This window comes from Claveliimonas monacensis, from assembly GCF_014982975.1.
Lineage (GTDB): Bacteria > Bacillota > Clostridia > Lachnospirales > Lachnospiraceae > Claveliimonas > Claveliimonas monacensis.
Window position 1 is genome coordinate 108,816 of the sequence record NZ_JADCKL010000007.1, and the last position, 15,963, is coordinate 124,778.

The 15,963-nt window shown below is 54.0% G+C and carries 13 protein-coding genes and 1 tRNA gene; 8 read left to right on the top strand and 6 right to left on the bottom strand.

Annotated elements, in window-relative coordinates; genetic code table 11:
- Window positions 1-254: 254 nt before the first annotated feature.
- Both INF30_RS10060 and INF30_RS10065 read right to left on the bottom strand, forming a co-directional pair.
- Window positions 255-932 (bottom strand): Rpn family recombination-promoting nuclease/putative transposase, encoded by a 678-nt coding sequence (locus INF30_RS10060; protein ID WP_226395094.1) that lies wholly within the window; start codon window positions 930-932, stop codon window positions 255-257.
- Window positions 856-1,074 (bottom strand): hypothetical protein, encoded by a 219-nt coding sequence (locus INF30_RS10065; protein WP_226395095.1) that lies wholly within the window; start codon window positions 1,072-1,074, stop codon window positions 856-858. Before INF30_RS10065 ends, INF30_RS10060 begins: the two co-directional genes overlap by 77 nt.
- Before the next feature lie 440 nt (window positions 1,075-1,514).
- Between INF30_RS10065 and INF30_RS10070 the strand changes: the two genes are divergently transcribed.
- The 5 genes from INF30_RS10070 to INF30_RS10090 all read left to right on the top strand — a co-directional run bounded on the left by INF30_RS10070 (window position 1,515) and on the right by INF30_RS10090 (window position 7,348).
- Window positions 1,515-2,465, top strand: a complete 951-nt coding sequence (locus INF30_RS10070) for a ketopantoate reductase family protein (protein ID WP_076778419.1) — start codon at window positions 1,515-1,517, stop codon at window positions 2,463-2,465.
- A 25-nt stretch (window positions 2,466-2,490) separates the two neighbouring features.
- Window positions 2,491-4,236, top strand: a complete 1,746-nt coding sequence (locus tag INF30_RS10075; RefSeq protein WP_076778421.1) for an ABC transporter ATP-binding protein — start codon at window positions 2,491-2,493, stop codon at window positions 4,234-4,236.
- Window positions 4,229-5,998 (top strand): ABC transporter ATP-binding protein, encoded by a 1,770-nt coding sequence (locus INF30_RS10080; RefSeq protein WP_226395096.1) that lies wholly within the window; start codon window positions 4,229-4,231, stop codon window positions 5,996-5,998. The genes INF30_RS10075 and INF30_RS10080 overlap by 8 nt, the downstream gene beginning before the upstream one ends.
- Before the next feature lie 76 nt (window positions 5,999-6,074).
- Window positions 6,075-6,148 (top strand) — tRNA-Arg (locus tag INF30_RS10085).
- A 294-nt stretch (window positions 6,149-6,442) separates the two neighbouring features.
- Complete coding sequence (locus INF30_RS10090) at window positions 6,443-7,348, top strand: pyridoxamine kinase (protein WP_076778425.1); 906 nt, start codon at window positions 6,443-6,445, stop codon at window positions 7,346-7,348.
- Here INF30_RS10090 and INF30_RS10095 read toward each other — a convergent pair.
- Together INF30_RS10095 and INF30_RS10100 are read right to left on the bottom strand one after the other, a co-directional pair.
- Window positions 7,290-9,011, bottom strand: coding sequence for an ABC-ATPase domain-containing protein (locus tag INF30_RS10095; protein ID WP_076778428.1), 1,722 nt, complete (start codon window positions 9,009-9,011; stop codon window positions 7,290-7,292). The genes INF30_RS10090 and INF30_RS10095 overlap by 59 nt on opposite strands.
- A gap of 23 nt (window positions 9,012-9,034) precedes the next feature.
- Complete coding sequence (locus tag INF30_RS10100) at window positions 9,035-9,625, bottom strand: xanthine phosphoribosyltransferase (protein WP_076778430.1); 591 nt, start codon at window positions 9,623-9,625, stop codon at window positions 9,035-9,037.
- 177 nt (window positions 9,626-9,802) lie between these two features.
- Between INF30_RS10100 and INF30_RS10105 the strand changes: the two genes are divergently transcribed.
- The 3 genes from INF30_RS10105 (at window position 9,803) to INF30_RS10115 (ending at window position 14,124) form a co-directional block, all read left to right on the top strand.
- Window positions 9,803-10,516, top strand: coding sequence for an HAD family hydrolase (locus tag INF30_RS10105; RefSeq protein WP_076778432.1), 714 nt, complete (start codon window positions 9,803-9,805; stop codon window positions 10,514-10,516).
- A 13-nt stretch (window positions 10,517-10,529) separates the two neighbouring features.
- Window positions 10,530-11,864: a M18 family aminopeptidase gene (locus INF30_RS10110; protein WP_076778434.1), complete on the top strand. Its 1,335-nt coding sequence runs from the start codon at window positions 10,530-10,532 to the stop codon at window positions 11,862-11,864.
- A gap of 160 nt (window positions 11,865-12,024) precedes the next feature.
- On the top strand, window positions 12,025-14,124 hold the full coding sequence (locus INF30_RS10115; RefSeq protein WP_076778436.1) for a sodium-translocating pyrophosphatase: 2,100 nt from the start codon (window positions 12,025-12,027) through the stop codon (window positions 14,122-14,124).
- Window positions 14,125-14,186: 62 nt separating this feature from the next.
- Here the strand turns inward: INF30_RS10115 and INF30_RS10120 are convergent, their stop codons facing one another.
- Both INF30_RS10120 and INF30_RS10125 read right to left on the bottom strand, forming a co-directional pair.
- Window positions 14,187-14,621: a hypothetical protein gene (locus INF30_RS10120; protein ID WP_076778438.1), complete on the bottom strand. Its 435-nt coding sequence runs from the start codon at window positions 14,619-14,621 to the stop codon at window positions 14,187-14,189.
- Window positions 14,622-14,767: 146 nt separating this feature from the next.
- Complete coding sequence (locus INF30_RS10125) at window positions 14,768-15,658, bottom strand: DUF362 domain-containing protein (RefSeq protein ID WP_076778440.1); 891 nt, start codon at window positions 15,656-15,658, stop codon at window positions 14,768-14,770.
- Between the last annotated feature and the right edge of the window lie 305 nt (window positions 15,659-15,963).

Genomic DNA, 15,963 nt, shown 5'->3' on the forward strand with positions numbered 1-15,963 from the left:
CTGTGTCATTATTTCTTTCAAACTTCTCTCCATTATCCAGATGCCGGGAGAAGCTGTCTGCAAAGAGAACTGATTTCCAGAGGGGGTGATATGTCTCCTTGCAGCGCTTGAGTCCCGGCATCTATCTGCATAAAGTAAAAGAAAAATGGACAGCCGTCAATGCAGACTGTCCATTTGGCATCTCTCTTTGTCTATCTGGCAGTTTTCCCGCCTGGTCTATCCCGCTTCCACAGCACCGGGATCAAAAGAGTGGATCACTCCAGCCCCATCTCCTCCAAAAAGCACTCCACGCTGCCGGCTTTTGCCGCTGCTTTGTGCCATTTGCTGAGAGTCGGCAGATCCTGTTCTTTCATGATCTGCTCCCTGACCTTTTCCGGCACAGGGCCGAGCTCTTCCAGAAGCTCTAGCACATCCTCTGCTTTTCCCTCTGCCTTGCTGACTCTCCGGGTCTCCTGCACATCGTATGCCTCAAAATTTTCAAATAGCATATGAAACTCCCTCCGCTCAATACGATCGGTGAATTCCTCCACCTCTCCTTTTGGAACATTCAGCCGCAGCAAAAGGACAGAAATGATCTTCCCGATCAGTTTTAAGACAGTCTCAGGCGCTTTCTGGCTGATATCCTCAAAGTATTCCTCCGGGATATCTTTGAGAGTCTGGAAATCCGCTGCGCTCCGCAGCTTGTCCACCAGCATGATCAGCGACAGCTCATTTCTCTTGTCCAGCAGTTCCTGGTTCGAGTATCCCGACAGGCGCACCACCATATAGCGAAATGACGGGATATATTCTCCAAGCACATCACCCAGATACACTCTCTCCTTAAAATCAGCGGACGCCGTCCATCCACCGGAGCCATCATAAAAGACTACCGGGAGAATAGGTGGATAGCGGAAATCTTTCCGAGATGTCCTCAATATCCTCCGGCTCCACATTTCTTAGTATCCCCACGTCTACATAGTCCTGCAGGAACTGTGCACACAGGACATGGTCGTCAAAGATCAGCTTTGCACTGCTGTCTTTTGGCTTCGTGTTCCGTATTCTGTTGTTTGCGTCCCCCATTGCTCCTCCTTTCACAGCTTCTCCTGACAGGCAGGGTTGCCGGGAGCACATTCCGGGACATATCTACAGTGCCATTGTATCAACATAACTCAGGAAAAACAAGACAGTTTTTATCCCCTGTATCTCCCGCCTTCTGCCAACTGCCAGGGAGCGTTTCTCTTTTTAATTGGTTGACCTGGTTTCTTTTGGATTTCTGAAAGATGTTTCTGACAGTCAGATACGATCAGATTTCATACAGAATGCTTTTCCAGGCCGGAATGGCCCGAAAGGATTACATATAGTATATGGCAAGCCGCCCGGAATTGCAAGCGCTCTTTTCCCCCTTCCAAAAAATATTCCCCGCCGGCCCCTGCCTGTGTTATAATTCATGCGTATGTAAATGCAGGCAGAAGGCGCGGCGGCGCTTTCGGACTTTCATTTTAATAAAGAAAAAACGGGAAAGAAGGCATGTACCTATGAGAGCATCAGACGACAAGAAGATCACAGTCCTGGGGCTGGGCGGCGTAGGCGGCTACGTGGGAGCCCTGCTGGCGGACGCCTACCCCCACGTCACCTTTGTGGCCAGGGGAGAACGGGGAAAATCTATTCGGGAGAACGGGCTTATCCTCCACAGTGACTACCGGGGCGAGCGCACCGTTCACCCGGAAAATGTAGTGGAGACAGCGGCGGATCTGGAAACCCAGGACTACATTTTTATCTGTGTGAAGAACTACTCTCTTGAGGAGGCCTGCCGCTCCCTGGCCGGCTGTGTGTCTGAAGATACGGTCATCGTCCCGGTCATGAACGGGGCTGATCCCGGCGACCGGGTGCGGGAGTATCTGCCCCGGGCCACTGTCATTGACTCCCTCATCTACATCGTGGCTTTTGCCAATGCCGACTACTCTGTCACCCAGCAGGATAAGTTTGCCAACCTCTATGTGGGCATCCAGGATGCGGATCCTGCCGACTGGAAGAAATGCTGTGATGTGACAGATCTCTTAGGCGGAGCCGGCGTGGACTGCACTGCCTCCCGGGATATCCAGGCAGAGATCTGGAAAAAATACATATTAAACTGCGCTTACAATGTAGAGACAGCCCTCTACAACAATTCCATCGGCCAGCTCCGGGATGATCCACAAAAAGCCGCTATCTACGAGGCTCTCGTGGACGAGGCCTGGCATGTGGCTCTGGCCAAAGGCATCCACGTCACAAAGGCGCACCGGGATGCTATCCTTCACCGCTTCCACTACGAACTCCAGTATGATGCCACCAGCTCCCTGCAGCGGGACGTCAATGCCGGCCGGCCCACAGAGCTTGAAACATTCAGCGGCTATATCGTCCGGGAAGCCCGGCGGCTCGGCACAGCTGCCCCTGTCTCTGAAAAAATGTACGAAGAACTGAAAGAAACATGCAGAAAAGCAGACTGATACCAACAGAGAAAGGATCACAACAATGAAGCGTCTACTCAGTTATTTAAAGCCCCATCCTTTTATCACCGTCATGGCCCCTCTCTTCAAGATGCTGGAGGCGACCTTTGAACTCTTTGTCCCTCTGGTCGTGGCCCAGATGATCGATGTGGGGATTGCAGGAAACGATGTCCCCTACCTCTGGAAGATGGGGGCTCTCCTCATCCTCCTGGGCATCGTGGGTTTTTCCTTCTCCCTGACTGCCCAGTACTTTGCGGCCAAGTCCGCTGTCAGTGCCGGGATGACCATGCGCAGCGACCTGTTTGCCCACATTGGCACCTTCTCCTACCAGGAGATCGACACCATCGGCACCTCCACCCTCATCAACCGGATGACCAATGACGTCAATCAGGTGCAGAATGGAATAAACATGTTCCTCCGGCTGTTCCTGCGCTCCCCCTTTGTGGTTCTGGGCGCCATGGTCATGGCCTTCACCGTGGATGTCCATGCGGCCCTTCCCTTTGCCGTCACTATCCCTGTGCTTCTTGTGGTTGTTTTCACCATCCTCCTTGTCAGCATGCCCCTCTACAAGAAAGTCCAGAGGCAGCTTGACAGGGTTCTCCTTCTGACCCGCGAAAATCTCCTTGGTATCCGGGTTGTCCGGGCCTTTGCAAGGCAGGAGGAGGAAAAAGAACGGTTCAGCCAGGAGACGTGCGGGCTGTACAAAAAACAGCTCTTTGTGGGGAAGATCTCTGCTCTTTTGAATCCTCTCACCTACGTCATCATCAACCTGGGGATCATCGCAGTCCTCTATTTTGGGGGACGGCAGGTGGATGCAGGGGATCTGACACAGGGGCAGGTCATCGCCCTCATCAACTACATGTCCCAGATCCTGACAGAGCTTGTGAAGCTGGCCAACCTCATCATACTTTTATCCCGTGCTCTCGCCAGTCTCGCCCGGGTAGGCGCCATCTTCGATGTGGAGCCCTCCATTTCCGACGAGGGGGAGGCCCCCTTACTCTCCCCTGCCAAAGAGGGACAGCCTGCTGTTTCCTTTGAAAATGTGGGCTTCACCTATGCCGGGGCCCGAGAGGAGACACTCCACGGCATCAGTTTTTCCGCCATGCCCGGAGAGACAATCGGCATCATCGGGGGAACCGGTTCAGGCAAATCCACTCTGGCAAGCCTGATCCCCCGGTTCTACGACTGCACCTCCGGCACCATCCGGCTTTTCGGACAGGATGTGCAGTCCCTTAAGCCCTCCTCCATCCGGAAGCGGGTAAGCATCGTGCCCCAGAAGGCCACTGTTTTTTCCGGTTCCCTCCGCAAAAACATGCAGTGGGGCAAACGGGATGCCACAGATGAGGAGATCTACCGGGCGCTGGACACGGCCCAGGCAAGGGAGTTCGTGGACAGCAAAAGGGAGGGGCTTGACCTTGTGATCCAGCAGGGAGGCAGCAACCTGTCCGGCGGGCAGAAGCAGCGTCTTACCATCGCCCGGGCCCTTGTGGGGCAGCCGGATATCCTGATTCTGGACGACAGCGCCTCGGCCCTCGACTTTGCCACCGACGCAAGGCTCCGCAAAGCCATCCGGGAGAACACAGGGAACATGACCGTCTTCATCATCTCCCAGCGGGTATCTGCCATACAGAGCGCAGACCACATCCTTGTCATGGATGACGGGCGTCCCGCCGGGTACGGCACCCACCAGGAGCTTCTCTCCTCCAACCATGTATACCAGGAGATCTGCGCATCCCAGTCTGCCGGAAAGGAGGCATCTGCAAATGCATAAAGAGACATCAGACAAAAAGAAGAACAACAAAAAAACGCTGAGACGGATCCTCCACTACATCCGGCCCTACACCGCTCTTGTAGTCCTCTCTCTCCTGCTCTCGGCACTGACCGTGGGACTGACCCTCTACATCCCCATCCTCACCGGCCGGGGCGTGGACTACATCGTGGGGGAGGGGCAGGTAGATTTCGCGGGACTTATGGCCGTGATCACAGGGATCCTCCTCTCCATTGCTGTCACCGCCGCAGCCCAGTGGATCATGAACCACATCAATAACAAGATCACCTACCGCATTGTCCGCGACCTTCGCGTTCAGGCCTTCAACCATCTGCAGGAGCTGCCTCTGTCCTATGTAGACCGGCACTCCTCGGGCGATCTATTAAGCCGTGTCATCACAGATATTGATCAATTCTCGGATGGCCTGCTCCTTGGCTTTACCCAGCTCTTTACAGGCGTGGCCACCATTGTGGGAACGATCCTTTTCATGCTGGGCATCAATCCATGGATCACCCTGGTGGTTGTCGTCTTAAGCCCCATGTCCTTTCTGGTGGCAGATTTCATCTCAAAGAAATCCTTCACCATGTTCAAAAAGCAGTCTGAAACCCGGGGCGAACTGACCGGTTTCACCAACGAGATGCTGGGGGGCATCAAGGTGGTCCAGGCCTTCGGCCACCAGGACGAGGCAAATAAAGAGTTTGATGAGATCAACAAAAGGCTCTCCGAGTACTCGCTGAAGGCCACCTTCTTCTCCTCCATCACCAACCCCGCCACCCGCTTCATGTACTCGGCCATCTACGCAGGCGTAGCCATTGCGGGGTGTTTTTCTGTCATGGGGGGCATGCTCACTGTGGGACAGCTCTCCAGCTTTTTGAGCTACACAAACCAGTACACCAAACCGTTCAATGACATCACCGGCGTGCTGACCGAGTTCCAGAACTCCATCGCCTCCGCCGCCCGGGTTTTCGAGCTCATAGACGAGCCGACTGCTCCGGCGGAACCTGCAGACGCAGTGGTGCTGACAGAGCCGGAGGGACGCATTCTCCTGAAGGATGTGGATTTCTCCTACACGCCGGGCGTGCCCCTGATCCAGGATCTGAATCTCTCCGTAAAGCCGGGGCAGCGGATCGCCATCGTGGGGCCCACAGGCTGCGGAAAGACCACCCTCATCAACCTGCTTATGCGGTTCTACGATGTGCAGAAGGGCTCCATTCAGGTGGACGGCCACGACATCCGCCAGATTACCCGCCACTCTCTTCGCACCAGCTACGGCATGGTCCTCCAGGAGACCTGGCTGAAATCCGCATCCATCCGGGACAACATCGCCTACGGCCGGCCCGGCGCCAGCCTGGAAGAGATCATCGAGGCAGCCAGGAAGGCCCACGCCCACAGCTTTATCATGCGTATGCCGGAGGGATATGACACCATCATCACCGAGGGCGGCGGCAACTTGTCTCAAGGGCAGAAGCAGCTTCTGTGCATTGCCAGGATCATGCTCTGCCTGCCTCCTATGCTGATCCTGGACGAGGCCACCTCTTCCATAGACACCATGACAGAGATCCGCATCCAGCGGGCCTTTGAGACGCTGATGCGGGGCCGCACCAGCTTTGTGGTGGCCCACCGCCTCTCTACGATCCAGACGGCGGATGTGATCCTGGTTATGAACAAGGGACGCATCATCGAGCAGGGCACCCATCAGGAGCTTTTGGCAAAGCAGGGTTTCTACGCAGACCTGTACTACAGCCAGTTTGCAGCGGACAGTTAAGTTTTTTTATTTTTTTCTTGACAGTCCTGCCAAAGTATAATATAATAATTTTTGCTGTGAGAGATACGCAGCAAATGTGGGCATAGCTCAGCTGGATAGAGCGTCTGGCTACGGACCAGAAGGTCGGGGGTTCGAATCCTCTTGCCCACGTTGAATGACGAGTTCCTGCAAGGGAACTCGTTTTTTATATTCTTCAGCTTTTCATTTCACATATATTTAATATCACAGTCACATTTTTATCACATTTTCTCTGTATAGTAATAATCGAACAAAGGAACAAAACCTTTATTCAATTTTCTTTTTCATAATTTCCCCCTCCGGCCAGAGTGTTTTCACTCTGGTCTTTTTATACTGTTTTCGTTTGACTTGCCCTCATGTGCAGGTATACAATAGAGTAGCTTGACATATGGTACATGCCCCATAAAACGGAAAGGATTGAAAAAAATGACAAAAAAAATAGCCGTTATCAACGACCTCTCCGGATTTGGCCGCTGCTCTCTCACAGCCGCCATCTCCGTCATCTCTGTCATGGGAGTACAGCCCTGTCCCCTGCCCACAGCGATCTTAAGCGGGCAGACCGGCTATCCTCACTACTACTGTGACAGCTATACAGACAAGATGCCCCTCATCCGCTCAGAGTGGGAGAAAATGGATGTCCATTTCGACGGGATCTGCACCGGTTTCCTGGCAGACGAAAGGCAGGTAAAGCAGATCCAGATGTTTCTGGACAGCTTCCTGAAGGAAGACACCTTCCTTCTTGTAGACCCGGTCCTTGGCGGGGATGGAAAACCCCACGGCCTCTTCACGGAGGGCCTCCTGGAAAAAATGAGGGAGCTTTGCCGGAAAGCGGACATCATCACCCCCAACCTGACAGAGCTGTGTCTCCTCACAGGGGCAGACTACGAGGAGCTGGGAGCTGTCAGGAACATCCCCCTTCTCATGGAGGTGATCAGCGAGCTGGCCCGCTCCCTCCTCCACGGAAGGCTTCGGGAAGTGCTCATCACCGGCATCCACTACACGGACGAAAACGGGATCCCCATGATGGGAAATCTGGATGTCACCGCCAACGATCACACCCTGATCCCCTTCCCCTGCATCGGCGGCAGCTACTCCGGCACCGGCGATCTCTTCGCCGCCTGCATCGCAGCCGGCATGGCCAGGGGAGACACTGTGGCGGACTCGGTGCGGCTGGCCGGCGAATTTATCAGCCTGGCCCTTTCTGACTCCATAAAAGAACAGGTACCTCGCAATGACGGCGTCAATTACGAAAAGTACCTGTCCATGCTGGCTCCTAGCGAAACCCTCTGTAACGATTCAGACACGCATATATCTCCTGCTTCCTTGTCATAGCCAGGGAAGAGGGGATGTATGATCCTTTCACCAGGCAGGCAAGCCCCCTGGTCTCTATCTCTCTCCAGATCTTCTCCGCCAGCTCCTCAAGGCTGGCGTTCTTTTTTGTCTCCATCTCCTCGATGACATTTTTCAGCACGTAACTGAGGGTAGTGGTCTGCTCGCTGTCCGTGATCTGCTCCACATATTTGAGCTCCACTGTGTCTTTTCCTATGGAGAAACTGTCTTTCCCGTACTGTTTTACCTTGATCTGTCCATGCTTTTTGTCGATCTTCCCAAGTCGCGGATGCCGGGACATGACACCCCATCTGGCGATCCCCTCGGACTCCTTCCGGTGGGCTGCCACAAACTCCATCTCCTCCTTGTTCCTGCTGCAGATCTCCTTCACCTGGTCCGTGATGTCATACGCCCGGTAGGTGTCCATCTGAATAATCTTGTCCGCAATGTAGAAGTAGGCTCCCGAGCTTCCCGCCACCAGGATGACCGAGACGCCCTTCTCCTCATAGAGCTTTCTGGCCTGTTCGATAAAGGGAGTGATGGGTTCCTGCTCCCTGGCGATCACAGACTGCATGAGAGCATCCCTCACCATGAAATTGGTGGCAGAGGTATCCTCATCAATGAGGAGAGCCTCCGCTCCCGCCTCCACAGCCTCCACCACATTGGCAGCCTGGGAGGTAGAACCGCTGGCATCCTCTGTGGAAAAGTCCACCGTGTCCTTCCCATTTGGCAGATGATTGATAAAGGGCGAGATATCCACATGGGCCACAGCCCTTCCGTCCTCCGCCCGGATCTTCATGGCTGTATCATCTGTAATAACATATTCCCTTCCATCTCCTTTAATATGATTATAGACGCCCAGCTCCAGGGCTTTTAGCAGCGTGGATTTGCCGTGGTATCCTCCGCCCACGATGAGGGTGATGCCTCTGGGGACCGCCATCCCCTTCAGGGCGCCTTTATGGGGGAGCATTAACTCCACTTCCATGCTCCTGGGACTTTCAAACACCACCGCACCCTTCATGGGCTTGTCCGAGACGCCGCTCTGCCGTGGCAGGACAGAACCGTTTGCCACAAAGGCTGCCAGCTCACGCTTCCTCAGCTCCTCACGGATAAAGGTCTGGTCCTCCGCCAGATCTGCCACCTCCTGGAGCACTTTTGCGTTCAGATTCCTGTAGTACAGCGCCCTCTTGACACACTGAGGCACGTAGTCAAACAGGATCTTCTTCAGTTCAGGCGCATTGATGGTCCGCCCGTTGGCCGGAAAGCCCACTTCAAAACGCACCAGGATCCTCTTATCATTCATCTCCAGAGCCGTGCGCTCCAGCACCTCCTGTCCGCACCTGCTGATGCTGATCAGACCACTTTTTCCAGATCCCTTTGCCTGAAACATGTACTCGGAGACCTGTCGGGAAAACTCCCTGGTAAGATGGTCCTGCAGAGCGATCCTTTTGTCCTTTCTGTCAAAAAGCTCCTCCGGGAAGGCCGCTGTCTTCTGGGACACTTCTACACTCACCTTGGAGGGCGCTGCAAAAGGATCTCCCTGGACATGGTCGATGTGGAGGATAAAGCCGGGAAACTGCCAGCTACCGGCCAGGCTCTTGTAAGCCGGATAACTCTTCCTGTGTATGCTCATAAGCTGCTGTTCCAGCTGCACTGCTGTGTTCATATTTCTGTCCTGCTCCTTTTCGTCTATTTCTCTTTCTGCTCCCGGAAAACAAAAGTTCCGGTCTTCTCATCCATGGCGTCCACAATAGCCAGGGACTCCAGCTGGTATCCCAGGTTTCTTATGATGCTGCCGCCGGCCTGGAAGCCTTTCTCAATGACGATGCCGATCCCCTCCACAGTGGCTCCCGCCGACTGGACGATCTGAATCAGCCCCTGGAGGGCACAGCCGTTGGCCAGGAAATCATCTATGATCAGCACATGGTCGTCCTCACTGAGAAACTTCTGGGACACGATAACCTGATTCTTACAGCGGTGGGTAAAGGACTCCACCTCCGCCACATACATCTCGCCTTCGAGGTTGATGCTCTGTGTCTTCTTGGCAAATACAACAGGCACTTTGAAATGCTGGGCAGCCACACAGGCAATCCCGATGCCGGAGGCCTCAATGGTAAGGATCTTGTTGATCGGCTTTTCCTCAAACCGACGCTTGAACTCCGCACCAATCTGATCGAACAGCTGGATATCCATCTGATGATTTAAAAAGCTGTCTACCTTCAACACATTCCCCTCTGTGATAATTCCGTCTTTTACAATGCGTTCCTCTAAAAAATTCATACCAAATTCCTCTTTTGTTTTTAATTTTACTATCTATTATAGGAGAAAACAGAGTAGTTGACAATCACTGTTTTTTCATTCTATACTTTATCTGTCGCCGCAGGGCCGGGAGCAGGCTGCACACAGAGCAGATCATGCCACTCACCCTGCATTTTACTTGGACAGGAGAATATTCATATGGAAAAGATCACAACTGTTTTATTTGACCTGGACGGGACACTGCTGCCCATGGACCAGGATCTGTTTGTAAAATCATATTTCGGGAAACTGGCGGAGAAAATGGCGCCCCGCGGCTATGACCCCGATGGTCTCATCAAAGCCGTGTGGGGAGGCACAGCCGCCATGGTACAGAACAGCGGGAAATCTACCAACGAAGAGGTATTCTGGAACTTTTTCAGCGGTATCTACGGTGAGAAGGCCCTGAGGGACATCCCTGTCTTCCAGGAATTCTATGAGGTGGAATTCCAGGAGGCCAGGCAAGTGTGCGGCTTCAATCCCCTGGCCGCCCAGGCCGTGGCCCTCTGCCGTGAGCTCGGACTTCGCAGGATCCTTGCCACCAACCCGCTCTTCCCTTCCATCGCCACAGAGAGCCGGATGCGGTGGGCCGGCGTCTCACCGGAGGATTTTGAATACTATACCACCTACGAAAATTCCGTACACTGCAAGCCCAACCCGGACTACTACAGGGACATCCTCGCCCACTGCGGCCTCCGTGCAGAGGAGTGCCTGATGGTGGGAAATGATGTGTCAGAGGACATGGTCACAGAGACACTTGGAATGAAGGTCTTTCTCCTCACAGACTGCCTGATCAACAAAGAAGGAAAAGATCTGTCCGGATATCCTCAGGGAAACTTTGAGGATCTGATGACTTTTATACAGAAACTCAGATAAGGAGGGATGTGTCTTGCAGTCAACGATCCAGAATCTCTTTTCATTTATCCAGGATTCTCCCACCAGCTACCATGCGGTGGACACCATGGGATCCGTCCTGCAAAGCGAGGGGTATGTACGTCTTGAGGAGAGTACCCCCTGGAAACTGGTTCCCGGCGGAAAATATTTCGTCACCCGGAACCTCTCCTCCCTGATCGCCTTCCGCATTCCCGCGGAACCTGCGGCCAGTTTCCACATCGCCGCCAGCCACGGCGACTCCCCCTCCTTTAAGATAAAGGAACTTCCGGAGCTTCCCTCAGCCGGCCTCTATGTCCGGCTGAATGTGGAAAAATACGGCGGCATGCTGATGGGGCCCTGGATGGACCGCCCCCTCTCCGTGGCCGGGCGCATCCTGGTGGAAAAAGACGGGCAGCTCCGGACAAAGCTGGTGAACGTGGACCGGGATCTTCTCCTCATCCCCAGCCTGGCCATCCATATGAATCGGGAGGCCAATAACGGATTTAAGCCTGATCCGCAGAAGGATATGCTGCCTCTCTACGGAGACATTTCCCGCAGAGACACGTTCCTTCGCTGTGTGGCGGAGGCTGCCGGGGAGGATCCGGAGCACATTGCTGGGCACGACCTTTTCCTCTACTGCCGCATGCCGGGCACTCTGTGGGGGGCCGGAGAGGAATACATCTCAAGCCCCAGACTGGACGATCTGCAGTGCGCCTTCTCCTCCCTGACCGCTTTTGTACATACAGGAAAGGACAGCAGTCAGGTGGATATCCCGGAACCCTCTTCCATCCCCGTCCACTGTGTGCTGGACAACGAGGAAGTGGGCAGCGTCACAAAGCAGGGAGCCGCATCCACCTTTCTGAAAGATACACTTCAGCGGATCTGTCTCTGTCTTGGCAAGTCAAGAGAGGACTATCTCACCATGTTGGCCTCCAGCTTCATGCTGTCCGCTGACAATGCCCACGCAGTGCACCCCAATCAGCCGGAGAAGGCGGATGCAGTGAACCGCCCTTCTATAAACAAGGGCATTGTCATCAAGTACAATGGGAACCAACGGTACACCACCGACGCCGTGTCTGCCGCTGTTTTCAAGACCATCTGCCGCCGCGCGCAGGTGCCCTTCCAGACTTTTCTGAATCGGTCCGACATGGCGGGAGGCTCCACCCTGGGGAACATCTCCGCTTCCCAGGTGCCGGTAAACACAGTGGACATCGGTCTGCCCCAGCTTGCCATGCACTCTCCTTTCGAGACTGCGGGCGCTGCAGATACAGACTATATGATACGAGCCATGGAGGAATTTTTCCGGTGCCGCATCCACTGTAAGGGCGACGGATCCTATGATATAAAGTGATAAAATGCCTGGTTTTTCCAGGCATTTTATCATATTAACAAATCATTCAAAAAGTTCACAATTTATTTACTGAAAAATAGTAGTATTTCTCAACACAAGTGCTATAATTAGTCTCAAATCGTTATTTTTTCAACACATTAAGGAATGGAGGAAAGATTATATGGACAATCAATTGGCACTACTGACACTCTGCGGATCTGTCATTGCTCTTCTCTTTGCGGCAAGCCGGGCAAAAAAAGTCCTCAGCTTTCCCGGCGGCACTGAGCAGATGAAAAAGATCTCCGCGTCCATCCACAACGGGGCTATGGCCTACTTAAGGCGCCAGTACAAGATCCTGGTGAGCTTTTTCGTGGTCATGTTCGTCATCCTCTTCGTCATGGCACTTCTGGGGCTTCTGACATGGTTCGTCCCCTTTGCGTTTGTGACAGGAGGATTTTTTTCCGGCCTCTCCGGATTTGTGGGCATGCAGATCGCCACAAAGGCAAATGCCCGCACGGCAGCCGCCTGCCAGAACAGCCTGAACAAAGGGCTGAACGTGGCATTTTCGGCCGGATCAGTCATGGGCTTCACAGTGGTGGGGCTGGGACTTCTGGATATCTCCATCTGGTACCTCCTTCTCCGGTTAGTCTTTAAGCTCCCGCTGGAAGATATCACAAGCACCATGCTGACCTTCGGTATGGGCGCTTCCTCCATGGCTCTCTTCGCCCGTGTGGGCGGCGGCATCTACACGAAAGCTGCCGATGTGGGAGCTGACCTTGTAGGAAAAGTGGAGGCCGGCATCCCCGAGGACGATCCCAGAAATCCGGCTGTCATTGCGGACAATGTGGGGGACAATGTAGGCGACGTGGCCGGTATGGGCGCCGATCTCTACGAGTCCTACGTGGGCTCCATCCTCTCCGCCTGCTCCCTGGGCGTCATTGCCTTCAATAAGATCGAGTCCGTGGACCGCGTCAACGCGGTGGTGATCCCCATGATCCTGGCCGCCATCGGCGTGCTGGCATCCATCATCGGCTCCATGCTTGTAAAGACAGGTGAAAACACAGACCAGAGCACTCTTCTGAAGGCTCTCCGCCGGGGAACCAACACAAGCGCTCTCATCATAGCCGTTGTCTCCTTCCCCCTTGTATGGTTCATTCTGGGAAAAGACTTTATCGGATTTTACTTTGCCATCCTGGGCGGTCTGCTGGCAGGAGTGCTGATCGGCTTTTTTACGGAATACTTCACATCGGATACATATAAACCGACCCAGAACCTGGCAGACAAATCCGAGACCGGCTCCGCCACCATCATCATCGGGGGCTTGAGCCTGGGCATGCTGTCCACAGCCGTTCCCATCATCATCATCGCCGTGTGCGTCATGGCTGCTTACGCCTTCTCCGGCGGCTTCATCGAGTCCACCAGAGGTCTCTACGGCATCGCTCTGGCGGCTGTGGGCATGCTCTCCACTCTGGGCATCACCCTGGCCACTGACGCCTACGGTCCCATCGCCGACAACGCCGGCGGTATCGCGGAGATGGCGGGTCTGGAAGAGACGGTGCGCCAGCGCACGGATGCCCTGGACTCCCTTGGCAACACCACAGCTGCCACAGGCAAGGGATTTGCCATCGGCAGCGCAGCCCTCACCGCTCTGGCCCTGATCGCCTCCTATGTGGAGAAAGTCCAGGAAGTGGGCGGCAGTGACGTGGTTCTGGACATGAGCGTCATGAACCCCACCGTCCTTGTGGGCATCTTCATCGGCGCCTGCCTGCCCTTTGTCTTTGCAGCCCTGACCATGTCCTCTGTGGGCCGGGCAGCCCAGAGCATCGTGGTGGAAGTGCGCCGCCAGTTCAGGGAGATCAAAGGCCTTATGGAAGGGAAAGCCGAGGCAGATTACGCAAGATGCGTGGACATCTGCACAAAGGCCAGCCTGCATGAGATGATTCTTCCCACTCTGCTGGCTATCGTGACTCCTGTTGTGACCGGCCTGATCCTGGGCTACAACGGCGTCATCGGCCTTCTCACCGGCTCCACTGCCACCGGTTTCCTCATGGCCATCTTCATGGCAAACGCAGGAGGCGCGTGGGACAATGCCAAGAAATACATTGAAAGCGGAAAGCACGGCGGCAAGGGAAGCGAGCAGCACAAGGCCGCTGTGGTGGGAGATACTGTGGGGGATCCTTTCAAGGATACATCCGGTCCCTCCATCAACATCCTCATCAAGCTGCTGTCCATGGTTTCCATCGTGTTTGCAGCCCTTGTTGTCAATTACCACATATTCTAAGGAACATACGGAAAAGCCCGGGCAGGGATGCAATGTCCCGCCCGGGCTTTTTTTCACTTTTATCAGTATTTCCAGGAATCGCCGCTGCCGCCCTCCTGCACAAGAAACCAGAGGTTTCCCTCCGCCTCGTTGTCTGCAGTGCGGAACACGTCCTCCACATCCTCCATGGCCTGGATCTGCCTTCGGAAAGAAGAATAGGCAAAATCCTCTGTCCCCGATGCGGCAAAGATGAAGAAATCATCCCAGTCATGCCCGGACTCCCGGACAATGGAAGCCATATAGTCCCCGTCAGTCGTAAGGCTGCCGCTGGAAGGCATAAAATATCTGAAGTAATCCAGACAGTACTCAAAGGTGTGCCAGGTGGTCACCGAACCCATGGAAAACCCGCAGAAAGCCCGGTGATCCCTGGAGGCGGCCAGCCGTCTGCGCAGGCTGTCAGAAGAAAGGCGGCCGACAGGATCAGAAGGCGAGAAGTCCATACTTTCTTCATAAATCATTCAGCTCCTGTACATCTTTTTATTCTGATTATAAATGTACTGCGCTCAAATAAGAAGTTCCTGTCAGTTATCCAGTCCCAACCCGGCGGTAGGGGCTCTTTACTGCCGCACCGGCTCTTTAAGCAGAAAAAAGGCAGAATTGCTGTTTAAATCTCGATCAGCTCATACTCCCGTGAGCCTACACCCAGATCCGCAGCCGCCTCGATGGTGTGGATCCCGTTCCGGCTGTTCACCCTCTCCATAAAATGATCTTTTCCCGGATCATCCGAGTTCATAACAAGATCCATGCAGGCCTGATCAATAGCCACCGGGTCTGTGGATGCCAGAATACCGATGTCCTTCATACACGGATCCTCCGCCACCGCACAGCAGTCGCAGTCCACGGAAAGGTTCTTCATGACATTGATGAAGGCGATCTTTCCTTTAAAATGCTCCGTCACACTGGAAGCCGCGTCCGCCATGGCCTCCGGGAAGGCCACGCTGTCCGCGTGCTGCTGCCATGTCTCAAACCTGTCATCTGTCTTTCCCGCAGAGTGGATCAGCGCCTTGCCTGCCCTGGATGCGCAGCCAATGGCAAGCTGCTTGAGAGCTCCGCCGTACCCGCCCATGGGATGTCCCTTGAAGTGAGCCAGCACCAGCATGGAGTCGTAGTTTTCAATATGTTTTCCCAGCTTGTTCTCCTTCAGGATCTTTCCATCCGGGATGGGCCAGGTCACGTCCGGTCCTTCCGCGTCCATAAGGTCCACATCAAAATACTTCGTCCATCCGTGTTCCTCGATCAGCTTAAGATGTTCGGGCGTATTGTCACGCACGCCGGTGGTGGCATCGCCGTAGGCCGTGTTGCACTCCACAATGGTTCCCTGCACTTTGTCCACCATGGGCCGCCAGAATTCCGGTCTCAGGAAATTCTGGTTTCCTTTCTCCCCGGAATGGACCTTCACAGCCACCTTCCCCGGAAGCTCCACTCCCATCGCATCGTACATCTCAACAACTTTCTCCGGAGTGATCTCCCGTGTAAAATATACTTTTGCCTTCATATTATATTTCCCTCCTTATGAACTGTATGTCTTCTGTTTCTTCTTATATTGTAAACCCCGTTTTTCCTCAGTGTCCAATGCTTTTATTGTCTGGCAATGAATACCTTCAAGGCATATATGACAATTGAATATAAGCATTAGACACTTTTTCATCCCGGGACTACAATAAAGATATCCGGAAAGACTAACTATTAAAAGTCAAGTCTGAAATGAAGATTTTATGAATGAATTGCGGGAACGCATTTCAGATATCGTTGTACCTTGAAAATCGCATGACAAACAGAGCATCGTATACCGGTGCTCAA